This window comes from Nocardioides anomalus (genome assembly GCF_011046535.1).
Lineage (GTDB): Bacteria > Actinomycetota > Actinomycetes > Propionibacteriales > Nocardioidaceae > Nocardioides > Nocardioides anomalus.
In genome coordinates, this window is sequence record NZ_CP049257.1 from 767,121 (window position 1) to 790,492 (window position 23,372).

The 23,372-nt window shown below is 69.1% G+C and carries 23 protein-coding genes, 1 tRNA gene and 2 pseudogenes; 12 read left to right on the top strand and 14 right to left on the bottom strand.

What is annotated here, in order from left to right; all coding sequences use genetic code 11:
- Positions 1-57 precede the first annotated feature (57 nt).
- Positions 58-336 (top strand): hypothetical protein, encoded by a 279-nt coding sequence (locus G5V58_RS04025; RefSeq protein ID WP_165228975.1) that lies wholly within the window; start codon positions 58-60, stop codon positions 334-336.
- Between the two features lie 523 nt (positions 337-859).
- On the opposite strand, the gene G5V58_RS04030 is transcribed toward G5V58_RS04025, so the two are convergent.
- From G5V58_RS04030 to G5V58_RS04050, 6 genes and pseudogenes are all read right to left on the bottom strand, one after another.
- Positions 860-2,143, bottom strand: a complete 1,284-nt coding sequence (locus G5V58_RS04030) for a cytochrome b (protein WP_165228977.1) — start codon at positions 2,141-2,143, stop codon at positions 860-862.
- 154 nt (positions 2,144-2,297) lie between these two features.
- Positions 2,298-3,032 (bottom strand): alpha/beta fold hydrolase, encoded by a 735-nt coding sequence (locus G5V58_RS04035; RefSeq protein ID WP_165228979.1) that lies wholly within the window; start codon positions 3,030-3,032, stop codon positions 2,298-2,300.
- A 22-nt stretch (positions 3,033-3,054) separates the two neighbouring features.
- Positions 3,055-3,294 carry an alpha/beta hydrolase fold domain-containing protein gene (locus G5V58_RS25815; protein WP_329957553.1) on the bottom strand — a complete coding sequence of 80 codons (240 nt, stop codon included), beginning with the start codon at positions 3,292-3,294 and terminating at the stop codon, positions 3,055-3,057.
- A 103-nt stretch (positions 3,295-3,397) separates the two neighbouring features.
- Positions 3,398-3,964, bottom strand: a pseudogene (locus G5V58_RS25820) (alpha/beta hydrolase); the annotation flags it as partial.
- 167 nt (positions 3,965-4,131) lie between these two features.
- Positions 4,132-4,998, bottom strand: coding sequence for an alpha/beta fold hydrolase (locus tag G5V58_RS04045; protein WP_165228981.1), 867 nt, complete (start codon positions 4,996-4,998; stop codon positions 4,132-4,134).
- Positions 4,999-5,079: 81 nt separating this feature from the next.
- Positions 5,080-5,409, bottom strand: a complete 330-nt coding sequence (locus tag G5V58_RS04050) for a hypothetical protein (protein ID WP_165228983.1) — start codon at positions 5,407-5,409, stop codon at positions 5,080-5,082.
- Positions 5,410-5,537: 128 nt separating this feature from the next.
- On the opposite strand from G5V58_RS04050, the gene G5V58_RS04055 reads away from it, so the two are divergent.
- From G5V58_RS04055 to G5V58_RS04065, 3 genes are all read left to right on the top strand, one after another.
- A complete protein-coding gene (locus G5V58_RS04055; protein WP_165228985.1) occupies positions 5,538-8,270 on the top strand; it encodes an ATP-binding protein in 2,733 nt (910 codons plus the stop codon).
- Positions 8,271-8,442: 172 nt separating this feature from the next.
- Positions 8,443-9,129 carry a sigma factor gene (locus G5V58_RS04060; RefSeq protein ID WP_165238623.1) on the top strand — a complete coding sequence of 229 codons (687 nt, stop codon included), beginning with the start codon at positions 8,443-8,445 and terminating at the stop codon, positions 9,127-9,129.
- A 146-nt stretch (positions 9,130-9,275) separates the two neighbouring features.
- Positions 9,276-11,963, top strand: a complete 2,688-nt coding sequence (locus tag G5V58_RS04065) for a helix-turn-helix transcriptional regulator (protein ID WP_230487066.1) — start codon at positions 9,276-9,278, stop codon at positions 11,961-11,963.
- Here the strand turns inward: G5V58_RS04065 and G5V58_RS04070 are convergent.
- From G5V58_RS04070 to G5V58_RS04080, 3 genes are read right to left on the bottom strand one after another with little or no spacing between them, the layout of a single operon-like run.
- Complete coding sequence (locus tag G5V58_RS04070) at positions 11,960-12,859, bottom strand: alpha/beta fold hydrolase (protein WP_230487067.1); 900 nt, start codon at positions 12,857-12,859, stop codon at positions 11,960-11,962. The genes G5V58_RS04065 and G5V58_RS04070 overlap by 4 nt on opposite strands.
- Positions 12,860-12,882: 23 nt before the next feature.
- Positions 12,883-13,065: a hypothetical protein gene (locus G5V58_RS04075; RefSeq protein ID WP_165228991.1), complete on the bottom strand. Its 183-nt coding sequence runs from the start codon at positions 13,063-13,065 to the stop codon at positions 12,883-12,885.
- 4 nt (positions 13,066-13,069) lie between these two features.
- A complete protein-coding gene (locus tag G5V58_RS04080; protein ID WP_165228993.1) occupies positions 13,070-14,131 on the bottom strand; it encodes a ferritin-like domain-containing protein in 1,062 nt (353 codons plus the stop codon).
- A gap of 132 nt (positions 14,132-14,263) precedes the next feature.
- On the opposite strand from G5V58_RS04080, the gene G5V58_RS04085 reads away from it, so the two are divergent.
- The 4 genes from G5V58_RS04085 to G5V58_RS04100 all read left to right on the top strand — a co-directional run bounded on the left by G5V58_RS04085 (position 14,264) and on the right by G5V58_RS04100 (position 17,847).
- Entirely contained in the window at positions 14,264-14,998 is a 735-nt protein-coding gene (locus G5V58_RS04085; protein WP_165228995.1) for a sigma-70 family RNA polymerase sigma factor, read from the top strand.
- A 388-nt stretch (positions 14,999-15,386) separates the two neighbouring features.
- On the top strand, positions 15,387-16,403 hold the full coding sequence (locus tag G5V58_RS04090) for a tyrosine-type recombinase/integrase (RefSeq protein ID WP_165228997.1): 1,017 nt from the start codon (positions 15,387-15,389) through the stop codon (positions 16,401-16,403).
- Positions 16,400-16,705 carry a hypothetical protein gene (locus G5V58_RS04095; RefSeq protein ID WP_165228999.1) on the top strand — a complete coding sequence of 102 codons (306 nt, stop codon included), beginning with the start codon at positions 16,400-16,402 and terminating at the stop codon, positions 16,703-16,705. The genes G5V58_RS04090 and G5V58_RS04095 overlap by 4 nt, the downstream gene beginning before the upstream one ends.
- Before the next feature lie 83 nt (positions 16,706-16,788).
- Entirely contained in the window at positions 16,789-17,847 is a 1,059-nt protein-coding gene (locus G5V58_RS04100) for a DUF932 domain-containing protein (protein WP_165229001.1), read from the top strand.
- A 57-nt stretch (positions 17,848-17,904) separates the two neighbouring features.
- Here G5V58_RS04100 and G5V58_RS04105 read toward each other — a convergent pair whose 3' ends face one another.
- On the bottom strand, positions 17,905-18,330 hold the full coding sequence (locus G5V58_RS04105) for a hypothetical protein (RefSeq protein WP_165229003.1): 426 nt from the start codon (positions 18,328-18,330) through the stop codon (positions 17,905-17,907).
- A gap of 102 nt (positions 18,331-18,432) precedes the next feature.
- Between G5V58_RS04105 and G5V58_RS04110 the strand changes: the two genes are divergently transcribed.
- Entirely contained in the window at positions 18,433-18,654 is a 222-nt protein-coding gene (locus tag G5V58_RS04110; RefSeq protein WP_165229005.1) for a helix-turn-helix domain-containing protein, read from the top strand.
- A 125-nt stretch (positions 18,655-18,779) separates the two neighbouring features.
- Positions 18,780-19,034, top strand: coding sequence for a sunset domain-containing protein (locus tag G5V58_RS04115; protein WP_165229007.1), 255 nt, complete (start codon positions 18,780-18,782; stop codon positions 19,032-19,034).
- An 11-nt stretch (positions 19,035-19,045) separates the two neighbouring features.
- On the opposite strand, the gene G5V58_RS04120 is transcribed toward G5V58_RS04115, so the two are convergent.
- From G5V58_RS04120 to G5V58_RS04130, 3 genes are all read right to left on the bottom strand, one after another.
- Positions 19,046-19,750 (bottom strand): thermonuclease family protein, encoded by a 705-nt coding sequence (locus G5V58_RS04120; RefSeq protein WP_165229009.1) that lies wholly within the window; start codon positions 19,748-19,750, stop codon positions 19,046-19,048.
- Between the two features lie 277 nt (positions 19,751-20,027).
- Complete coding sequence (locus G5V58_RS04125; protein ID WP_165229011.1) at positions 20,028-20,879, bottom strand: hypothetical protein; 852 nt, start codon at positions 20,877-20,879, stop codon at positions 20,028-20,030.
- The gene (locus tag G5V58_RS04130) at positions 20,876-21,079 is read right to left on the bottom strand and encodes a helix-turn-helix transcriptional regulator (protein WP_230487068.1); all 204 of its coding nucleotides are present in this window, start codon (positions 21,077-21,079) and stop codon (positions 20,876-20,878) included. The genes G5V58_RS04125 and G5V58_RS04130 overlap by 4 nt, the downstream gene beginning before the upstream one ends.
- Positions 21,080-21,208: 129 nt before the next feature.
- Between G5V58_RS04130 and G5V58_RS04135 the strand changes: the two genes are divergently transcribed.
- The gene (locus tag G5V58_RS04135; protein WP_165229015.1) at positions 21,209-21,910 is read left to right on the top strand and encodes a hypothetical protein; all 702 of its coding nucleotides are present in this window, start codon (positions 21,209-21,211) and stop codon (positions 21,908-21,910) included.
- A 125-nt stretch (positions 21,911-22,035) separates the two neighbouring features.
- Positions 22,036-22,986 (top strand): annotated as a pseudogene (locus G5V58_RS26655) (site-specific integrase); the annotation flags it as partial.
- A 209-nt stretch (positions 22,987-23,195) separates the two neighbouring features.
- Here the strand turns inward: G5V58_RS26655 and G5V58_RS04150 are convergent.
- Positions 23,196-23,271: transfer RNA gene (locus tag G5V58_RS04150), tRNA-Lys, on the bottom strand.
- Positions 23,272-23,372: the final 101 nt, after the last annotated feature.

Genomic DNA, 23,372 nt, shown 5'->3' on the forward strand with positions numbered 1-23,372 from the left:
GTGTACCGCTTCCGTCTGGACCCTCCGTCCGACCCCTGGACCGGAGGCGAGTGAGGGATGGAGCTCGACGACTGGGAACGTGACGAGTGGGCGGGCATCGAGCGCGAGCTGGCGCACGATCGCCCGCTTGTGACCAAGATGGCCGAGCCCACCGCTCGTCAGCTGCGCCGCGCCCGGTGGTGGTGGCACTTCTACCCAGGCGGCTACGTCGCGGTCATGCTCCTCTGGATGGTGCTCGCCCTCGGGGGAGCGCAGAGCGAAGTGTTGCTGGAGGCTGCGCTGGCGTTCTTCGTGGCGTGGCTCGTCGTCGAATGGCGGGCGCACGGACGCCGCTGAACGATCCCTCGAGCGCGGGCCTCGAGCTGCTGCGGTCGTTCGTCAACCTGGCTGAGCGAGAAGAACTGGTGCCGCGCTCCGGCTCAGTCTGCTGGATTCCGCACAACCTCCGGCTGTGCTGCCTCCAGCCGGCGACCGTGTTCCCACTGCGCGGACGCGCTCGCGGTCCACCACCGGTCGCTCGAGGAGCGTCCTCATTCCATCCGACCGGCGGCGCAGCGTGTCGGGGCCGCTCGGGGCGCGCGCCAGGAGATCACTTGGGCTCGTCGAGCCCACGTCACCAGGGGGCGGGACCCGAGCGTGTGAGTCGGCCAGTCACCTGAGGTGCGTTCATCGAAGGGCATCGTCGGGCTCGGCGCCGGAGGCAACCGCAGCCTGGTGACCGATCGACGCCACCGGGAGCAGGAACCAGTGTCGGCGCACGCACCGCACTCGCGCGTGCTCGACCGGTCCGTCGGTGCTCGCGAGGACCGTCCGCCAGACGATCTCGGCGAGGCCGCCGCACTCCGGGCAGGTGGTGAGGTCAGGTGTCACGGCGCTCTCCGGTGAGGGCCGGGGGGTCGGCTGGGCGCGGTCCGTGGCGCTCCGTGTAACCGCCGAGGGGGTCGCGGAGGATGACCCCGGTCTCGATGCCTCCGGCGCGCTCGGTCAGCTCGCGGGCGGTCAGACCCGTGCACAGCGCCCTCGTGACGGGGAAGGCGACCAGGGGTCCGAGCAGCACGAGGGTCCGCAGCGCGACGACCTGGTGCTCGAACGAGATGCCGAAGGCCACGGTGACGACGTCGGTCGCCCCAGCGAGCCACAGGCCGCAGAAGAAGACCAGTCCGGCGACGCCCAGAGCCGTGCGGGTGGGGTGCTCACGTGGACGGTCGAGGACGACGTGCCGCCTGCGGTCGCCCGTCGCCACGGCCTCGAGGAACGGCCAGAGCAGGATCGTCGCGATGAACGCGCCCACGAGTGCTTGAGGGACGAGGACGGACAGGGACAGGGGATGGCCGAGCACCTGGGGCTCCCACCCGGACGGGACCAGACGCAGAGCACCGTCGAGGAAGTCGGTGTACCAGTCCGGTTGGCTGCCCGCGGACGCGTGGCCGCTCGATGCCGGCCCGTAGATCCAGACGGGGCTCACCTCGACCAGACCACCGAGCAGCACCAGGAAGCCGGTGGTGATCAGACTGAGGCCGGCGGCACGGACGGCGTACACGCGGAGGGGGACACGCCGGGAGTCCGAGGCGTCCACCGGGGTACGGAGCGCGGCGAGCGCGCGCAAGGCCACCACCACGACGACCAGGCTGGGCAGGACGGCGACGTGGAGCCAGTACATGTGAGTGAGCGCGGTGCCGGGGAACTCGCCGCCGAAGAAGGCGAACGAGGCCCGGGTGCCAACGACGGGGATGCCGAGCACGATCCCTTCGACGATCCGCAGCCCGGTGCCCGCGAGCATGTCGTCGGGGAGGGCGTAGCCGCTCCACCCCGCGCCGAGCACGAGCAGGAAGGTCCCGACGAGGAGCGCCCAGGTCAGCCGGCGCGGGTCGCGGAACGCACCGGTGAAGAAGGTTGCGAGCATCTGGAGGATGAGCGCCGCCGGCAGGACCAGGGCGGCCCAGTGGTGCGTCTGGCGCAGCAGCAGGCCGCCGGGCACGTCGAAGGAGATGTGCATGGTGCTGGCGTAGGCGCGCGAGACGGGCAGTCCGCGCAGGAGCGGGTAGCTGCCGGAGTAGTCGACGGTGTCTCCGGAGGGGTCGTACCAGAAGGACAGCGCGACACCGGTCACCGCGAGGACGCCGAGGCAAGTCAGCGACACCACCCCGAGCAGCCCGGTCCAGTGTAGGCGGACCGTGCGGGGGAGGGTGAGGCGAGGACGAGAGGGGTGCACGGGGTCTCCAGTGAGGTGGCAGGACAGAAGAGGGCGGGGCCGACCGCTCACCGGTCGGCCCCGCCCTCGGCGGGAAGGGCTGCGGTCAGGCAGCGTGATCGGCGCGACAGGCGGCGACGGCCTGCGCGATGGTGGCCGCGACCTCGAAGGGGCGCGAGACGCTGATGGCGTGCGAGGCGCCGGTGAGCTCATGGGTCCCGCGGGCGCCGGCGCGCGCCGCCTCGGCGCGGATCGCGGCCGCGGGGATGTTCCGGTCCTCGGTGCCGAGGACGAACCAGGACGGCAGCGAGCGCCAGGCCGGTCGAGACGTGGGCAGCCCCTCAGTGAGGGCGGCTTCGGTGACCGGTCGCTGCGTCCGGGCCATCAGGGCCGCGGTAGGTGCGTCGACGTCGGCGCAGAACTGCTCGTGGAAGGCCTCCAGCCGGATCGAGAGCTCGGTGGTCCCGTCGTTGAGCGGTCGTCCTTCGAGCGTCTGGCCCAGGGTGCTGCCTGGGGCCGACCCCGAGAGCGCGACGGCGCTCTCGCCGGTGTCCGGAGCGAACGCGGCCACGTAGACCAGACCCTGCACCTTGGGGTTGTCGGCTGCGGCCTGGGTGATGACCATGCCGCCGTAGGAGTGGCCGGCCAGGATGACCGGACCCTCGGTCGAGGCGATGACGTCACGCAGGTACGACGCGTCGCCCGACAGGCTGCGCAGCGGGTTCGCCACAGCGACGGCGTCCGTGCCGGCGCCGTGCAGCTCCTTGATCACGCCGTTCCAGCTGGCGGACTCGGCGAAGGCGCCGTGCACCAGCAGGACGGTGGGGTTGAGGTGGTTCACAGGTGTCTCCTTCTGGGGTGGTTCAACGGGCTCGGAGGACCGGGCCCGGCTCAGGCGTCGGGCTCGTGAAGGCCTTGCGCAGGACGTGGACCGCCTGCTCGATCGCGGCGGTGCTCGCCGCCGAGGACCGCAGCGGGTTCAGCATCATGAAGTCGTGGATCGTGGCGTTGTAGCGGACCGACGTGGTCCGCACGCCCGCCTCGGCGAGGCGTCGTGCGTAGGCCTCGCCCTCGTCGCGCAGGACGTCGTTCTCGTCCACCACGACGAGCGCTTCCGGTAGTCCGGCGAGCTCCTGGAGTGACGCCCGGAGGGGGAGAGGCGGTGACGCGCGTGCGCTGCTCGACGTCGGGCAGGTAGGCGTCCCAGAACCAGGCCATCGACTTGGCGAGCAGGAACGGACCGTCGGCGAAGCGGGTGTAGCTCTCGGTGTCCTGGGCTGCGTCGGTCACCGGGTAGAACAGCAGCTGGTGGCAGAAGCTCACGTCTGCGCGCTCCTTGGCCATGAGCGTCAGCGCGGCCGCCATGTTGCCGCCGACCGAGTCGCCGGCCACGGCGAGCCGGGTCGCGTCGAGGTCGTGCTGCGCTCCCTGCTGGACGATCCACCGCGCGGCTGCGTACCCCTGCTCGATGGCGACGGGGTACCTGGCCTCGGGCGATCGCGTGTACTCGACGAACACCACGGCCGCCCCGGCCCCGGTGGCGAGGTCACGGACGAGCCGGTCGTGGGTCCCTGCGTTGCCCAGGACCCATCCGCCGCCGTGCATGTACAAGACGGTCGGCAGGGGCCCGGTACTGCCGGCAGGCTTCACGACGCGCACCTCCACGTCGCCGACGCTGGCGGGCACGGTCACCCACGTCTCGTCGACCGGGGGTAGCGGGATCGGCGCGGCTTGGACGTCGTCGAGGACCTTGCGGGCCTGTTCGGGAGTCATCTGGTAGAAGAACGGCGGCTGTGCGGTTGCGTCGGCCAGCTGCTGGGCCTCTGGCTCGAGTTGCGGCGGGTTCGCGGGTGGGTTCTCGGGCGGGTTCACGGGTGGGTCCTCCTGTCGGCGGCCGCAGCAGTGCCGCGGCACGGTGGGTGTGGTGGTGGGGCTCGTGGTCAGTCGGTCGCTCGGACGGCGGCCTCGATCGTGCGGACCACCGGGCCGGGATCGGTGATCAGGCCGAGGTGACCGGCCCTGAACGTCGCAACCGTCGACCCAGCCGATCGGGCCATGGCGCGCTGTGCGGTGGGCGGGATGACCCGGTCACGCGTCCCGACGAGGTACCAGCTCGGGATGGACTCCCACGCCGGCGGTCCGGAGGGCTCGTTGAGCGCGCCCAACGTGATCGGCCGTTGCGTCGCCCAGAGCACCGAAGCGGTCCGGTGCCGCAACCCCGTCGCGAAGGAGGCGAGGAACGTCGAGCGCTTGAGGTAGACGTCGCTGGCCGGTCCGGGAGGCACCGATCCGGGGACGAAGTCGAAGATGGTGGTCGGGTCGGTCACCGAGAGCGCGGAATCCGGGCCGGCGAGCTCGGCGACGGTCTGGCCTCGCGCCGGGACCGAGCCGTTGACGTAGACCAACGCCTGGACGTCGGGGTCACCGGTGGCCGCGTTGGTGATGACGGCAGCGCCGTAGGAGTGACCGACCAGCACCACCGGCCCGCCGATGGCGTCGACCAGCCGGGAGAGGTCTGCAGCGTCCGAAGCGAGGGACCGCAGCGGATCGGCAGGCGCGAGAACGCGGTAGCCGTCAGCCTGAAGACCGCGCACGACCCCGCTCCAGCTGGATGCATCGGCCCAGGCGCCGTGCACGAGGACGATGGTGGGACGTCGGGTCGCGGTGTCGGAGTGGTGGGACGCGCCGGTGGCGCCGGCCGGGTCCGGAGTCACGACGGAGGCGAGCGCGACCGATCCGAGCAGGAGAGCCGCGCGGAGGCGACGGCGACGGCGGCTGCGGTGGGCGGCTCGGGCGGTGGGAGTCATCTGGGTTCCTTGTTCTGGTTCTGGTGGTCTTCGTCGGGTCGACCGCGCGAGGAGGCAGGACGTGACATGCAGGACCTCGACTCAGCGCACCCACGGGGCGACGGAGTCGACGTCGCGCAGTTGCTCGTGCCAGGTGAGGAGGTCGTCATGGCGCAACGGGACGCTCGTCGGCGGGCGGTCGGCGATCGGCAGGGTCGGCTCGGCCAGGCACACCGGTTCGACGCCCACGAACAACAACAGCGTCAGCAGCTCGGCGCCCACGTGCCGGACCGAGGGCAGGTCGCAGCGAGGACAGCAGAACAACAGCTCGGCCTCTGGTCGGGGAGTGACGTCCATGCGGAGGACGGCTCGGTCCATCTCGACAGCGATCTCGCGCCCGCAGCCACTGCAGGTCATCAACACCTCGACCATCGGACACTCCTCACTCGGGTCTCTCTTCAGCGACCGGCACGAGCGCGTACGCGTGACGCCCGAGCCGTGGCTCGAGCTGGTTGTCCACGTCGCGGCGGGCCCGTAGCCTCCACGTGCGAGGAGGGTTGATGGCGGCAGGGGCACCCCCGGCTGGAGAGCTGTGGGGTCGTGAGCGCGAGCTCACCGCGCTGCGCGCGATCCTGGCGGACGCCCGCGCCGGCCGCAGTGGTACGGCCGTGCTCAGAGGTGAGCCGGGGATCGGCAAGACCGCGCTGCTCGAGCAGGTGCGCCGCGAAGCCGTCGGTTTCACGGTGGTCGCAGCCACCGGGGTCGAGGCTGAGATGGAGCTGCCGTTCGCTGGACTTCACCAGCTCTGTGCGCCGCTCCTCTCGGGTGTCGACGCGCTTCCTGAGCCGCAGCGCAACGCGCTCCAGACCGCCTTCGGTGTGGTCACCACCGGCCCACCGGACCGCTTCCTGGTCGGACTCGCCACGCTCAGCCTGATGGCGGACGCAGCTGCTGCGCAGCCGCTGCTCTGTCTCGTCGACGATGTCCAGTGGCTCGACCAGGTCTCGGCGCAGGTCCTCACGTTCGTCGCCCGACGCCTGCAGGTTGAGCCCATCGCGGTGGTCTTCGCGACCCGGGCGGAGGACGACCCGATCCTGCGCGGCCTCCCACAGCTGCCGCTCGGTGGCCTGAGTCGCACCGATGCAGGTGAACTGCTGGACGTGGCCCGAGCGGTGTCTCTGGACGACCGGGTGCGGGGAAGGGTTCTGGACGAGGCGCGAGGCAACCCGCTCGCCCTGCTGGAGCTGTCTGGTGCGCCGTTCACCCCCGCAGGCGGTACGGGGGCCTCTACGGCGCACCAGATCCAGCAGCAGTACGCCGCACGCCTCGCTGCGCTCCCGAGCCGCACCCGGCAGCTGATGCTTCTGGCTGCGCTCGAGCCGCGGGGCGACGCCACCGTCCTGCAGCGAGCCGCAGCGTCGCTCGACACCGACCTCTCCGACGCGGTGGCCGCCGAGGGGCTCCTCGACGTCGGACGGCGGGTCCGGTTCCGGCACCCGCTGCTCCGGACCGCAGCGTACGCGTCGGGGTCCGCGGAGGAGCGTCGTCGAGCCCACGCGGCCCTCGCGGAGGCGCTCGACGCCCAGGCTGACCCGGACCAGCGCGCCTGGCACCGCGCGCTCTCCGTCGACGGACCCGACGAGAAGATCGCGGCCGAGCTGGAGGCCTCGGCGGACCGGGCCAGGTCGCGGGGTGGTGCGGCCGCGGGCGCGGCACTGCTCGAACGGGCCGCCCTGCTCAGCCCCGACCCGCAGGTCAAAGGTGAGCGTGCGCTGTCCGCCGCAGCGGCCAAGCTCAGCGCCGGCCTCGTTGAGGACTGCCTCGCACTGCTGGCCACCGCTCGTGCGGGTCCCCTCACCCAGCTGGGCCTCGCGCGGCTGTCCCTGCTGGACGCCCAGGCCCGCTTCGCGGCCGACCGCGGACAGGGGGCCTCGACGAGGCTGCTCGCAGCGGCACGGCAGTTGGAAGACCTCGATCCCAAGCTCGCGCGCGAGACGCACCTGGAGGCGATGTCGGCCGGCATGTTCTCCGGACGGCTCGCGCCGCCGGGCTCCATCCGCACGCTCGCCGAGGCCGCCCGGCACGGTGGTCCGCAAGCGCTCGACGGGGACCTGACCGGGTTGTTGGTCGACGTCCTCGCCAGCCGCTTCACCGACGGTTACGCCGCGGCCATCGCTCCAGCACGCCGCTTGTTGGCCGCCCTCGCCCACCGCCCCCTGGACGGTGCGGACCTGCGCTACCTCTGGTTGAGCGCCGCCGTGGCCGCCGACGGTTGGCAGGACCATGCGTGGCGGTCGATCGCGGAGGCGCATGTACGGGTGGCGAGAGAGACCGGTGCGCTGGCCGAGCTCCCTCTCGCCATCAACTCCCTGGCAACGGTGCACGTGTTCGCCGGCCGGCTGGACCTCGCCAAGCCCCTCGTGGCCGAGCTTTCGGCACTGCGCGCCAGCACCGGTGTCGAGCTCTCGCTGTACGCGACGCTGTACGTCGCCGCCCTCGCCGGCGATGCCCGCGCCCCGCAGCTGATCCAGCGCAACCTCGCCGACGTCACCGAGCGAGGCGAGGGCGTCGGGGTCACGGCCTCCCACTGGGCGCTGGCCCTGATCGAGCTCGGACGGGGTGACTTCGCGTCCGCCCTGCCCGCGGCGCGCGCCGCGGCGGCGTACCTTCCAGAGCTCGCCTTGCCCCAGTGGGGTCTCGCGGATCTGGTCGAGGCAGCGACCCGCTGCGGGGAGGGGCCGACCGCTGCGGCTGCCGCCGCGCAGCTGGACGAGCTCGCGACGGCGAGCGGCACGGACTGGGCCCTCGGCGTGCGGGCCCGCGCCCGTGCCTTGACAGCGGGCCCACGGACGGCGGGCGAGCTCTACGAAGAGGCGGTGACGCGCCTCGCCGGGACCACCACGTCCTGGGAGCACGCCCGGGCGGAGTTGTTGTTCGGGGAGTGGCTGCTGCAGACCGATCGGCGCGTGGCCGCGGCTGACCACCTCCGTCGGGCCGAGGCTCTCCTCACGTTGATGGGCGCGCGCTTGTTCGCGGAGCGTGCTGTGAGCGGTTTGCGCACGCTGGGCGCGACGGCAACCGGTGGCGCCCAGCGAGACGACCGCGGGCTCACCGCCCAGGAGCTGCAGATCGCGCAGCTCGCAGCGGACGGCCTGACCAACCCCCAGATTGCGGCGCAGCTGTTCCTCAGCCCGCATACGGTCGAGTGGCACCTGCGCAAGGTCTACGCCAAGCTCAGCGTCCGTTCCCGTCGCCAGCTGGCCGGCCGGCTGGCCGTCGTCGACGGCGCCTGACGTCCTGCACAGGACGCCGCGGGCCACGTGGCCGGGGGGTCCCGCCACGTGGTCCACCCCGGAGAGGACCACGGATGTCCGTGGCGCGACCCACGGGTGCTTGGCGCCAGGCTCGGGAGCACCGAGGCCACGCCGCTGGCCCACGACACTCAGAGGAGGGCCGACCGTGCCCATGACTGCCGCACCCCCTGCTGCCCCCAGCAGCCGCGTCTCGGACCTGGAGGGCGCAGCGACCGTCTTCCTGGCCGAGCGCACCCGCCTGCTGCGGATCGCTCAACGCGTGGTCGGCGACCGGGCCGCCGCTGAGGACGTGGTCCAGGACGCCTGGTTGCGCTGGCAGCGCACCGACCACGCCCAGATCCAGAACCCAGCCGCCTTCCTCACCACGGCGACCACCCACCTCGCCATCAATGTGGTGCAGTCTGCGCGGTATCGGCACGAGGCCCCGACCGAAGAGCTCCGAATCGCAGTCGTGGCCGAGACTGACCCCGCCGCGCGAGCAGAGCGGTCCGCCGAGAACGCCGCCCTGCTGGGCCACCTCATGAGCCGACTGAGCCCGAGCGAGCTCGCGGCTTACCTCCTCCGCAAAGCCTTCGAGTACCCCTACGAGGAGCTCGCAGCCGTCCTCGGGACGAACGCTCCACACGCGCGCCAGCTGGTGCGGAGGGCGCACGTGGCCCTGATCGCGAACGCGCGGCACCGCGTCGACCGCGCTGCCCACCAAGACTTGGTGGCGGCGTTCGCGGGGGCCGCCTCCGGGGACCTCGGTCCTCTCGAGGACCTGCTCAAGAGCCGAACCGGTCGGGCCGCCCGCTGTACCCGGCGTCGGATGCCCCGCGGGGTCGCGTCTGCCGCCTGACCCGCGGACGTCTCGACACGGGCGGGGCGGCGCGGTGCATGATGAGGCACTTGTAACTTGCCGACCGGAGACGGATGAGGCGAAGCGGGAGGGCGGCCGGGGCGTTCCTCGGGCGTCGGCAGGAGCGGAACGTCCTCGACGAGCTGGTGACCGGCGTCGTGGACGGTCGCAGTGCTGCACTCGTGGTCCACGGCGAGGCGGGGATCGGCAAGACCGCGCTGCTGGAGCACGCGGTCGAGCGCGCACACGAGTGTCGCGTGCTGTGGGTGTCGGGCGTCGAGTCGGAGACCGACCTGCCTTTCGGGGGCCTGCACCAGCTGTGTGCGCCGTTCATCGACCAGTGCTCCGAGCTCCACGCACCGCAGCGGGCTGCGCTGATGACGGCCTTCGGGCTGGTGGCCGGGCCGCCGCCTGACCCCTTCCTCATCGGGCTGGCGTTGCTCAGCCTGCTGGCGCACGTCGCCGAGGAGCGTCCGCTGGTGTGCGTGGTCGACGACGCGCAGTGGCTCGACCCGGTCTCGGCGCAGGCGCTCGCCTTCGTGGCGCGGCGGCTGGAGGCGGAGCGAGTCGGATTGTTCTTCGGCGTGCGGGGTGCCCCGTCCCCGGCGCTGCGCGACCTGCCGCGGCTTGAGGTTCGCGGACTGGGCGACGCCGACGCCCGCTCGCTGCTCGCGGCGGTGACCTCCGGTCCGGTGGACGACCGGATCCGCGAACGGGTCTTGGCTGAAACGCAGGGAAACCCGTTGGCCCTGCTGGAGCTGCCGCGGGACCCGACCATTGCGGAGGTCACTGGTGCCTTCAGGAGACTCGAGCGGTCAGGTCTCACCATGGAGCTGGAGGCCGGCTTCCAACGCCGGGTCGCCGCTATGCCCGAGTCGACCCGAGACGTCCTGCTGCTGGCGGCCACCGAGGCGACGGGCGACCTGGCACACCTCGAACGGGTTGCGGCCGCCGAGGGGCTCGACCTGGTGCGGGAGTTCGCCCCGGCCGTCGCCGACGGGCTGGTGGACGTAACTCACGCGGTCCGGTTCCGGCACCCGCTCGTGCGGTCTGCCATCTATGCGGCCGCTTCGCAGTCTCAACGTCAACAGGCGCACCGGCGTCTGGCCGAGTCCACCGACCAGGCGTCGCATCCCAACCGGTACGTCTGGCACCTCGCACGGGCTACCGCCGCTCCCGATGAGGACGTCGCCGAGCAGCTCGAGCAGGCCGCGGACCGGGCCCGGTCCCGGGGCAGCCTCGCTGCGACGGCCGCCTTCCTGGACCGGGCGACCCAGCTGACGCCCGACCTCGAACGCCGGGGACGGCGAGCCGTGTCCGCTGCCGAGGCGACGTACCGCACCGGCGCGTACGCATCAGCGCTGGAGCTTCTCGACGCAGCGGAGCTGTCACCGCTGGATGAGGCCACCCGCGGTCGCGCCGAACTGCTGAGAGGTCTCGTGCTCTTCGCTTCCCAGGGTGCGAGCGCGGGACTTCCCAGGATCCTCGCCGCAGCAAAACGGCTCGAGCCCGTAGACCCGGCACTGGCTCGCGAGACCTACCGCGACGCCTACTACGCCTCGATCACCGCGGGCCGGTTGTCGGGCACAGCCGCCGTCGAGCGGATCGCGGCCGCAACGGTTGCGCTCAGGCCCGACTCGCCCCCCTCGCGTGCCGACCTTCTGCTCGAGGGGTCCGCACGGCTTTACACCGACGGCTACGAGGCGGGCGTCCGGTTGGTGCGCCAGGCTCTGGACTCCTACCGCCGTGAGCCGGTGCCGGACGAGGAGGGTCTTGGGTGGCTGACTCTGGCGAGCCGGATGGCGCACAACGTCCTCGACTTCGAGGCCTACAGCGATCTGTCGGCACGTCTGGTGCACCTCACTCGGGAGACCGGAGCGCTGTCCCTGCTGCCCTCGGCGCTGCTGCTGCAATCCTCTAACCTCGTCTTCGCCGGGGAAATGGACGCCGCGGCGCGCCTCGCCGACGAGGCCGCGAACGCCGGGGAGGCCCTGGGTGGCAGCTTCTTCGCGCAGTACTGCGCCTTGGTGCTTGAGCCGTGGCGCGGCTCCGAGGACCGGACGCGGGCCGTGATCGAGGCGGTGATCGGCGACCTGGCGCTTCGTGGCGCCGAGAAGGCGTCAACCGCGACCGCCTGGGCGACGGCGGTGCTCTGCAACGGCCTCGGGCGTCACGAGCAGGCGCTCGACGCGGCACGCCAAGGTGCGGCCTACCCGCAGGAGCTCGGGTTGTCGATCTGGGCTACCACCGAGCTGGTCGAGGCGGCGGTGCACCTCGGCAGGCCCGGGGAGGCCGCGGCCGACGCTGAGCGCCTCCTGGAGATGTGCCAGGCGAGCGGTACCGAGTGGGCTCTGGGCACCGCAGCGCTCGTGGCAGCGCAGCTGGCGGACGGCTCTGCGGCCGACGAGGGCTTCGGTGAGGCTGTCGCCCGGCTTGAGCGCGCCGGTGTGCACCTCCAGGCGGCGCGCGCCCGGCTCCTGCACGGCGAGTGGCTGCGTCGGGCCGGTCGGCGACGCGAAGCTCGCCGGGAGCTGGGTCTCGCCCACGAGCAGCTCCTCGCCATGGGAGTGGTGGCGTTCGCCGAGCGGGCCCGGCGCGAGCACGACGCCACGGGCGCGACGTTGCGCCGCTCGGGCACGGTGGAGGCTGCGCTGCTCACCCCGCAGGAGGCGCAGATCGCGCGCCTCGCGGCGGAAGGGCTGACCAACCCGGAGATCGGCACGCAGCTGTTCATCAGTCCGCACACGGTCGAATGGCACCTGCGCAAGGTGTTCGCCAAGCTCGGCGTGTCCTCCCGCAGGGAGATCGCCAAGGCGCTCGAAGGCCGCGGCTAGCGGCTCAACCCGGCCATCTCGAGCACCTCGAGCACGGCGTCGGTGAACGCCACGGGGGCCTCGAACGGCAGGTGGTGGCCCGCACCCTCGACCAGGTGGTGACGTCGAGGGCCCGTGAAGAGCGAGGCATCGGGCTCCCCGGTCCGTGCCGGGAAGTTGCCGTCCGCGGTGCCGTCCAGGGTGACGGTCGGCACCGTGATCGCCGGCTGGGCGGCCAGCGCACGCTCGACGAGGGTGTACGCCGCGGCGCCGGGAGCCGCGCCCATGCGGTGGCGGTAGGAGTGCAGCACCACCTCGACGTAGTCCGGGTTCACGAACGCTGCCGCGGCCCGGTCCAGGACGGCAGGGTCGAACTCCCACTCCGGCGAGTTGCGGCGCCAGATGACCTCGGCGACGCCGCGGCGGTGATTCTCCAGACCGGCCCGGCCGCGCTCGGTGAGGAAGTAGAAGAAGTACCACAGCCCGGCTTCCAGGTCGGGTCGCAACGGTCGCGCCGAGGCGGCAATGTCCTGGATCAGGTAGCCGTTGACCGAGACCAGGCCGGTCACCCGATCGGGCCACAGGGCGGCGGCGATGCAGGCCGCGCGACCACCCCAGTCGTAACCGGCGAGGACCGCGTGCGGGACCTCGAGAGCGTCGAGCAGCTGGAGGACGTCGACTGCGAGGGCCGCCTGCTGACCGGAGCGGGGCGTCCGCAGGTCGCGGAAGGCCGTGCACCCGTGGCCACGCAGGTAGGGCACGATCACGCGGCAACCCTCCTCGGCCAGCCACGGGGCGACGTCCACGAAGCTGTGGATGTCGTAGGGGTAGCCGTGGAGCAGCACCACCGGTCGGCCGTCGGCGGGTCCGGCCTCGTAGTAGGAGACGTCGAGGACGTCGGTCTGGACCTGGCGCAACGGTGTCAGTCTGCGTGGAGGGGTCATCGGGTGCGCTCCGAAGCGAGCCCGTCGGGCCCCGCCTGGGTGATGGCTCCGCGCAGTCCGCGCAGGCGGGCCTCGTACTCCACCGTCTCGAGGTCTTCCTGGTCGCCGGCGGCGGCCAGCTCCAGCTCCTCGTCGACGACCCTCAGCAGCTGGTCCCGGTCGGGCGGCGGCTCAACCATGCGCTCAGTCACGGTCGTCGACCGACACGTACTCGAAGCTCGGGCCGGCCACCGTCGTGCCGTCGCCCGTGGTCATGGCCATCAGTGCGGTGGCCTGGGCCTTGAGCGCGTACATGGCGCCCACGGATGCCAACAGGGTGTCGGGCCGTCCGTCGAAGGCCGTCTCGAGCTGCTGCAGGAGCTGGCGGTAGTTGTAGTTGAAGGTGTCCATGGCGTCCCGCACCGGGCTGTCGACCGGGTGGTCCGCCACACGCGGATTGAGCTCCATGGGCCGCACGGCGTCCCAGTCCACGAGCACGGGCTCGCCGGTGGGCCCGCTCGCAGGGGTGTCTCCGCGCTGGAAGCGGCGACCCAGCTTGAGCTCGAGGAAGCGGAAGTAGTGAGCGACCTCGTCCCGGTCCGGCTTGAACATGTCGTGGTCGCCGTCCCACACGTCGCGATGTGCGATGCCCTCCCCCTGCTCGACGATCTCGTCGAGCGCGCGCAGTGCCGTCGCGAGGTCGGTGACCCCGACGACCTGACCGCCCCCGCGGTAGGCCGCCATGGAGGTGACCTGTCGCTCCGGGTCGCCGCAGAACACGGCGGCCTCACCTAGGTCCCCCGAGAGCTCGACCAGGCCGGCGCGGATGGCCTCGTAGAACTGCCCAATCGTCTCGTACTCCTCGCTCTCGGCCCGAGCGTCCACCGCTGACGGCTGCTCGATGCGGAGAAAGGCCTCGAGCGCCTCGGCGCCGAAGGGCGCTAGGGGGATCTCAAACGAGCGGTCCCCGTGCGGGAAGGTCATCGGGTAGCCCGGCAGCAGGCGAGGCGAGTCCAGGACCGGCCGGCCGCCCACGGCGTTGAGCAGGTTGGCGGCCAGGGTCAGGTGCAGCATCTCCTCGACAAACACGCTCGTCACCACCTCGACCGCTGCCGCGTTCCGCTCGGCGTCGAGGGAGTACAGAGCGCAGAGGTACGGCGGCAGCGTGCAGTGCTCGAGCTCGATGGCCCACTGCAGGTGCTCGCGGAGTGAGTCGAGGTCCTCGACCCCCCTCGTGCCGGAACTCGTCGCGCGACTGGTGGACATGCAGGGCCTCCTCCTACCGCCTCGGACGGCGGTTGACTGATCACCCCACCCGACCGTGCAGCCGCCCGATCCGTGACACCTGCGGCCCGGCTTCGTTCGTCACAGCTCGACGTCCGCTGTGGTCGGCTAGCCATGACGCCGAGCCGTAGCCCGATCGCAGGCACAGACGAAGTCCTGCGCGCCCGCAATCATGAGATCGCCGAGCTCCTGATGAGCGCCGCAGACGCGGACAGGGACCGCCTGGTGGAGGAGTTGACGGTGATCAACATGCCGGTCGCCAGGGCGGTGGCCCGTCGCTACGCAAGACGCTATTCAGGCCGCTCTGAGCACGCGCCAGACATCCTCGGGGTCACCTACCTGGCGCTCGTGCGTGCTGTACGCGCCTTCGACCCCATGCTGGGCAGGGACTTCCTCAGCTACGCCGTTCCGTGCCTGAACGGCGCGGTCCGCCACTACTTCCGTGATGACGCGTGGCTGATCCGACCGCCCCGGCACCTTCAGGACGCTCATGTCTCGTATTGGCGGGCCCGGGACGACTGCCCGGACACGCACGTCTCTGAGGGTGTCGATGTCGGCACGTGCTACCGGCCATTCAGCCTCGATACGCCCGACCCCGAGGACCAGTCGAGGCTGGGCGATGGACTCGTCGATGAGCGCGATAGTGCGTGGGCCGACAGCGAGTTGAGGATGCTGGTGTGGCCGCACATTGCCTCGCTGTCCGCTCGTGATCAACGCATCCTCCACCTGCGCTCGCAGGGGAGGACGCAGTCCGAGATCGGTCGCGAGCTCGGGATGTCGCAGATGCATGTGTCGCGACTGTTGCGCTCCCACCTGGAGAGGCTTCAGCGACTTGTCTACGCGGCCTGACGCACGACGCACGACGCCCTTCGGACTCGGAGGCACCAGCACCGACCTGCCTGCTCACTCACGAGGCGGAGCGAGGGCCTGCGGGTCACGGAAGGCCTGCAATCAGCGGTTGCCTCGGCCGCTCGCTTCGCTTCTCGCAACCTGGCGGCGAAGCCGGTAAAGCACCGGTGCCCGTGGAGGATTATGAGGGATCGCGGCGATATGCAGGGCGAGAAATTAGTTGTCATGTGCAACTAATTGTGAAATACTGGAAGCACCTCGGAAGACGTGTGCCAATTCAGAGAAGGCCCTGACCGAGGTTGTTGTGGTCGCCGCTCCGGTGGCCCCATTCGATCAGCCCCTTGTTCTCCGGAACCGGGGGCTTTCTGCATTTCTGAGAGGAGTTGTGATGCAAGAACCTCGACGTCTGTCAGTCGTCGACAACCGTGCCAGCTCGATGACGGTGGCGAGTTATCTAGAAGAGTGGCTGTGGGCCAAGCAGTCCCTGCGTGCATCGACCTTCAAGTCCTACGAGAGTCACGTTCGCAACTATTTGGTGCCCTACGTGGGGCACCACCCGTTGGGGGAGCTTCGCCCGGCGCATCTCGACAAGATGTACCGCGAACTCGCCTCACGAGAAGACCAGCGGCTCTCCGTGTCGACGCTGAGGCGTGTACACGCCACGCTGCTCAGCGCATTGAGCACCGCGGTGAAGCGCGGGCAGCTGGAGCGCAATCCAGCTAGCGCTGTGGAGCTACCACAGCAACGGCGTCGTGAACCGGTGACTTGGACCGCGAAGGACCTCCAAGCCTTCCTTCAAGCCGTGCAGTCTGACCCGCTTCACCCCTTGTTCTTGCTGCTGGCGGTCACGGGACTCCGTCGAGGTGAGGTGATCGCGTTGAGGTGGCGTGATGTCGACCTGAACCTTGGTCGCCTCAGCGTTCGGCAGGCGGCTGTGCTGGTGGGTGGGCGAGTCGTTGTTGGTGAGCCCAAGTCCAGGTCGGGTCACCGAACCATTGCGGTGGACGACGAGACCTGTCGTCGTCTGACGTGGCACAAGCGCGCGCAAGAACTGGCTGTCTCTCGCGTGCTGGCGCCTCCGCAGCGCCCCGAGCTCGTGTTCTCCGACGAACATGGTGAGGCGTTGGATCCAGCGCACGTGTCACGACGCTTCGTGCGCCTGGTCCACGCGTGCGGGTTGCCGCGGATCCGGCTGCACGATCTCAGGCACACCTCCGCCTCGCTCGGACTCGCGTCGGGGGAGTCACTCGTCGAGGTCAGCCGACGGCTTGGCCACAGCTCGCTAAGCGTCACCGCAGACATCTACAGCCACATCTCGCCTGAGGTTGCCAAGCACTCGGCGGAACGGCTGGCTGCCTCCATCTACGGCGACGAACCCATCACCACGCAAGGAGGTCTCCGATGAGGCAGGCCAAGCGCTTCCTCGTAGGCGCAAGGAGGCAGATCAAGAAGGTGCTGTTGGCGCTCCATCGCGAGCTCCAGCGGCTGGCCGATGCGATCGGAATATGGGCCCAACGACGTCGCGACCAGTACGCAGCGGACCCCGGCTACGCCGAAGCGCTAGTTCGAGTCGCGATCGCGGCTGCCGACCTGCTGCTCGACAACCGGAGGATCAGAAGTTTCGCCTTCCAACTGGCTGAGGCGCTCCTGGCCGTCCTCCGCGGACGCGGCCGACGGCTGGATCCCGGTCACGGCTACTGGGATTAGCAGACCGAACATCTCGACATCTCCAATCCGAGCCCCCGACATCCGTCGGGGGCTTTCGTCATTTCAAGAGGAGGACAAACCTGATGAGCAAGGAAACGCTGGAGCACCTGAACACCCACACGTTGATCGGGAACACGGACCACCGCGGCACCGCATGGCACTACCGAGCCGAGCACCAAGGCGTCGAGTCGAACCACTACCCCGGCCCCATACCGGTCTCGGACGTCGAGCGTCGTCTCTTCTCCTGGGAAGCCGTCTCGCGGCAGATCGCGGTCGAGACGCCAACCGACGTCACGACGATGACGCACCTCAGCTCGGCGGGAAGCCCCGTCCGTTGGGACGTGGTCGAGGACCGGCAGGCCATCTGCCGTGATGACAACAACGCGGTTATGGGCATCTTCGCCCCCGGCTACGCCATGCACCAGTACCGCGAATGGCTGCTGGGCACCGTAGCCAACTTGCTCGACGACGACCTGAGCATCAGCTCAGCTGGGCTCCTTCGAGGAGGGGCGGTCGCTTGGGTCGAGGTCTCGGTCCCGGAGTCGATCACGACGCCGCAGGGGGTGATCTTCAGGCCCAACCTCCTCGCCACTACCAGCTTCGACGGCTCGACCGCCACGACCTACAAGCGCACCATCACTGACGTCGTATGCGACAACACCCGCGAGACAGCCTTGGCTGAGAAGGGCCAGGCCTACAAGGTGAAGCATTCACGGCACTCACGCACCCATCTGATGGCGGCCCGGGACGCTCTGTCGATGGTGCACACCATCGCGGACTCCTTCGCCCGAGAGGTCGCTCACCTGTGCGAGGTCAAGGTGCCCGACCCTGCGTGGTCTTCGTTCCTGGACACCTATGTGCCAAGGGTGGGGGCGGACGGTAGAGCCCTGACGGGGAGATCGCTCACCCTGGCCGACAAGAAGCGCGACCTCTTGGACAACCTGTACCGATACGACGACCGGGTAGCGCCTTGGTCAGGCACCGCACATGGGGCGCTTCAGGCGGTCAACACCTACGAGCACCACGAGAACCCGGTCAGAGGAACCAGCAGGCCCGAGCGGAACATGCTGCGGACCATCGCAGGTGACTTCGGGCGGGTCGACCAGGAAGCGTGGTCAACGCTGCAAGCCGTGCTGGCATGACTACTGAGGGGGCGGCCACCAGGCCGCCCCCTCGCTGGTCTTCTCGCGTTTCTGGCCTCACTCGGCATAGGTGACAGTGAGTGACAGCCCGCCGGTGCTGGAAAAGCTCCACTGGTAGTCCAGCCCGGCCTCCGACGCCTGTTGAGGCTCGGTGCCGTTGGTGGTCGTGCCGATCTGAGAAGTCAGGGCATCGGAGGTGCCTACCTCGTCCAAGAGGCACGTGAGAGCGTCGAGGAACTCCTGGTAGGCCATGGGGGCGCCGGCGATGATGATGCTCTTGCCGTTGTCCCCGAGTGAGAACGCTGAGCTCCCGGGGAAGAGCTTCTCTGCGGTGGCGCGCTCGAAGGCGCATGAGTTGTAGGCGTCGGAGAGGTCGACAGACGCCGTCGACGCCGACGACGCTGCCGATGTCGCCGCCGCGCTGTCGCCAGGTGTTGTTGTCGATGAGCTGCCACAGCCGCTGACGACCATCACCAGGGCCACGAGCGCGATCGTGACATCCGCTGACGACCTGCTCATGATGACTCCCCGCTACTTATAAGTCTGTAGACCTAAAGGTAGCGGCCCAAGACGCTCGGTTGCGTCATGGAAGGCGAACTTCAACGGGTTGTGGGCCGCAACCTGCGTCGCCATCGTGAGGACGAGGGGCTCTCTCAAGAGGCGTTCGCCGACGAGCTTGGAGTGCACCGGACTTACATGGGATCAGTCGAGCGGGGGGAGCGGAACCTCACTCTGCGGACCGTCGAGAAGTTGGCCTCCTCGATCGGTGTGGAACCTCTGGACTTGTTGAGAGAGAAGTCGACCTGATCAGGCTCAGTGCCCCACCCTGACAGAGTGGCCCCATGAGTAGCGGTCACCGTCCCGCGTCGAGGCCGGAACGGCACTGGTCGCACCGCTTGGTCCAGTGGACGGCGGCCACGGTAGGGGGCGCGGTGATCACCACGGTGGTGGCGTTGGTGCTTACCCATGACGGTGATAACTCGTCTGTGGACTCTGAGACGTCACGGTCGCCGGACGGTCGGAACTGCCCGAGCGACTTCCCGGTTAAGGGGAACGTCTCGCAGGCCGGCGAACGGATCTATCACCTGCCCGGCTGGCAGTACTACGACGCTACTTATCCGAGCGAGTGCTTCTCGACGGCTGACGACGCTGAGGACGCTGGTTACCGCGCCTCGAAGGTCCAGTGAGGTTGTGGGCCCTAGACCCGGGCCGGGCGGTAACCGGCGGCTAGAGCCCCGGCTTCGGTCGCGAAGCACTCTTCCGGGTTGGTGGCGGAGTAGTACTTGTTGGTGGGCAGGTGGTAGATCCACTCGGTCTCGCCGCGGTTGCCCTTGATGGGTGCGTTGGTGGGGCAGTCCCAGGTGCCTGGGATCGGCGGGTATGAGGTGAGGTCCGGCGGGGGTGGCGGGGGTGGCGGGGGACCCGCGGGGGTGCAGTAGGGGTCTGTTTCGAGATCGGCCTGCCGGTAAACCGTTTCCCTCGGGTGCGGGTCATAGCCGTCGAGCGAGTCGTATCTTGCGGCAGATCCCGCTTGGATCTGACGGAGCCCGATGTCGATTCGGCCATGGTTCACGTATCTGAGGAGCCGTCCGTAGCTGTCCTTGTTCTGGACCGACGGCGGGTCGCCGAGGCGGATGGTGGTGCCGACGGGCGCGAGGCGTTGTGCCAGCTTCCTGGCCTGCGTGTACCCGCACTGTCCCTCCTCGGGGGTGTCTACCCCGATCAGGCGTATGCGGCCGACCGAGGTCTTGACGGTGTCGCCATCGACCCAGCGCACGACCTTGGCCGTGCTTGCGCGCCGGTCGGCATGAGCGCTGCTGTCGTGTTGGTTTGTCGCGAGGGCGCGCGAGGTGGTGAACGCGACCGGCGAGAAGGTGGTGATGGTGAAGGTGGTGGTGGCCACCAGCACGACTGCTAGGGCACGAGCTCTCATGGCCGTCGATCTGGAGTGCTTGAGTTTGGGGTCGCGTCGCGCGCGGTGTGTGCTGGAGGACCGCCTGCGGATGGCGGTGTCATCAGATCCACCGGCATGGGCGTCACCGGTTTGAGGGCCATGACGCAATGGTCGCGGAGGTTTCTGCTAGGTGGGGTCGTATCGGAGAACAGATCCGATACGCCGGCAGGCAGGAACGTCCGCCGGCGAAGAGCCCTGGTCGGTGTCAGGTGTCCATGCTTGGTGGCTATGAAGTTACCGAGGTGGAAGTCCTATTGCGGAAGTGGTCGCGGTATCCCTCAGGCCCCAGATCGAATGCGAGCTTGAGTTCTTCCTCCGGAAGTTCCAGAAGAAGTTCTTGGAGGAGACCAGGTCGCTCCCCGAGGATCTTTCGGAAGTCCTCCGTGGGTGCCGGAGACATACCGCCGAAGGCAAAGCTAGGTGGCGAGGAAGTGAAGATGAACTCGAGGCCCTGAACGTGCTTGCGGTTGTATAGGCACACGAGGAAGACCAAGCGGAGATCCTTTTCGGTGAAGGACCCGATCCTGTGGGTGAGCTCCTTCATGTACGGGCTCATCTCTTGCGTTGATTTCGACCAGCCCGGCTCCGGCTTAGTGGTGGTCTTGTGGTCTTCCTCAGGTGAACCTTCGGGTGACCTTCTCTCTGCCGTGCGACGGATACGCAGGCTTCGCACAGCGGTAGATACCTCTTCGTCCTGCGATAGTGGTTTCACTCGCGACGCGGGAGGGATCTCGCCGTCGGGCGTGGTCGTGCCGGTTGCGAACTCCTCGCCCGGAGAAGGCAGGAGCTTGCGCACCTCGTCGAGGTTCACGCTGTACGTGGTGGTCATCGACGATCCGTTGCCCTGTCCTCGCGTGGTCACAGATACCAGGGCGCGGGAGAGCAGCGACTTCCGCACGGCGTAGAACTTCGTGAGCCCCATCCCCATGTCCGCCGCTGCCCGGGCCGCTGTGGTGAACATCAGGCCCCTTGTGGCCACCACGAAGAGGAACGCCTTCTCCCAGGCGTCGAGGTCCCGTGCGTCGCGGATCGCCCACAGGGTCTGATGGTCGACGTTCTTGGGCTTGAGCTTGCTCATAGACCCTCGGTGCGGGTGGTGGTGTCGTCGTCGTCGTCCCCGGCGAAGCCGAGGTGGAGCAGGATGCCGGCCACCGGCACCTTCTTCCTGTGCCCGTACGCCAGGACGGGGAACGGGAACTCGCCCCGGTTGATGAGGTCATACGCATGGGACCTGGAGATCCCAAGGATCGCGGCAGCCGTCCGGACGTCCGTGACCACGCCGAGGTTCTCGATGTCGCACCGTGTCCAGGTGCGGCTCAGTGGAGGTGCCATCGCTCGTCCCTTCTGTTTTAGAGCAGAACACCATGTTCTGTTGAGATGTTGAGTCTAGACATGTAGCGTCAAGCCATGGCCAAGCTCAGGTGGTTCAGCCCATGGAGCGAACCGACGACGCACAAGCGCGCCGACCTCGCCGTGCCGCCTGTGAACGTGCGTCAGGTCGTCGCGTACAACCTCAAGCTGGGTCGTACCGGGAGGGAGATGAGTCAGAAGGACTTGGCGGGCGAACTGCGCCGGCTCACGGGCAAGAAGTGGACCGTCGCCGCGGTCAGCGCCGCTGAGCAAGGGTGGGCCGCCAGAAGTCCCCGCCTGCGCAGCTTCGACGTCACCGACGTCATTGCCTTCAGCCTGGCACTGCGGCTGCCGCTGTCATGGTTCTTCCTGCCGCCAACGGCTACGCCCCAGAACGAGGAGGTGGACATCGACGCCCCGTGGATCCACCTCGGGCGTCCCGACGAGGAGGTAGACGAGGTCCAGCTGATGACCCCCAGGTTCCTCGCCTGGCTTGCCTTCAACCACGACGCCGTCGGAGATGACCCGCTGATCGAGGACCGACTCAGCACCCTGCCCGACGAGGGTCGTGACCCTGCGCCGAAGCTGCCCTCGATCAAGGCGGGCTGGGAGCGTTTCACCACCGGGGTCGACTCGTTTGAGGAGGGTCGACTTCACGGCCTTCAAGCCGGTCGCCAAGAAGCCGTCCGTGAGGTCGCTGCGGAGCTACAGCAGATCCTCGACAAGCTCAAGAAGGGGGTGCCGTCATCGGAAGCCTGAACAAGCGCTGCGGGTGCCCGCCGGCCTATGACAAGCGAGGCCGGAGGGTCGCCTGCAACAAGAAGCACGGCAGCTGGTCCTACGTCATCAGCTACCAAGACCTCGGGAGCGGTCGGCGCAAACAGGTGAGAGGCAGCGGCTTCGCAACCCAGGCCGAGGCGAAGAAGGCGATGCTCGAGGCAGAGCGCAAGGCTGCCAACGGCGGGATGCGTGACGACCAACGCCTCACGCTTCAGGAGTATCTCGACGGATGGCTCGACGAGAAGGCCAAGAACTCCAAGCCCACGACCATCAAGGACTACCGCCGTCACGTCTCTGTGGACATCGCCCCGCGGCTTGGCGCGGTGCGCCTGCAAGCGCTCAGGACCCGTCACATCTCCGAGATGACACGGGCCCTCATCGACGAGGGGCGGGGTGCACCCACAGTGAGGCGGATTCACGCCACCCTGAGCTCAGCCCTAGGCGACGCTGTGCGCCAAGAACTCGTCGAGCGCAACCCCGCAACCAACGCCTGGCTGCCTCGCCACCTGAAGGCCAAGATCAACCCCTGGGAGCCTGAGGAGATCGGTGAGTTCCTGGTCTCCATCAGCGAGGACCCCTGGAGCCCGATCTTCGAGCTCGCGGTCCTCACGGGGCTGCGACGAGGGGAGCTCCTCGGTCTCAGGTGGACTGACATCAAGGCGAACGAGGGCTGTCTCGTCGTCCGTCAGCAGGTAGTCGACCTGAAGGGCGACATCCGCTGCTCGACATGCCTGGGCGCCCACCGCAACCTCGGCTTCTCGACGCCCAAGACGTCCAGCGGGACCGCCCGCCGTATCGATCTCGGTATTCAGGCCCTAGATCTCCTGGAACGACAGCGACTCCTGCAGTCGGCGCACATCGCCTCGTGGGGATCGGCGTACACCAATCACGACCTCATCTTCGCCCGCGACGACGGAGCCCCGATCCACCCAGAGCGGGTCACCAAGCGCTTCGCACAGATGGTCAGCAACTCCGGACTGCGTCACCAGCGGCTTCACGACCTTCGTCACGCCCACGCGTCGCTGCTCCTCGCGGCTGGCTACGACCTGGCCATCGTCTCAAAACTCCTCGGCCACTCCTCGTTCTCGCTGACCGCGGACACCTACGCCCACCTGGTGGGTGGTGTCAGCAGGAGGGCTGCCGACGCGGTGGGGAACCTTCTAGCGCGAGGGCCGCGTGACCAGTCGGTGACCAGTACGCCCCCCGGAGACGCAAGTGCCCCCTCCGACGAGAGTCGAACGGGGCACATGACCTGCGGTGATGCTGGTACGCCATCAGGGACTCGAACCCCGAACCCGCTGATTAAGAGTCAGCTGCTCTGCCAATTGAGCTAATGGCGCCCGGTTGCTGCGAGGAGCAACACTACCAGCGCGTCAGGTGCGGTCGAAATCGGGAACCGTGACCGCGGGCGGGGTCGCGCGTTGACCCGCGGGGACAGCGA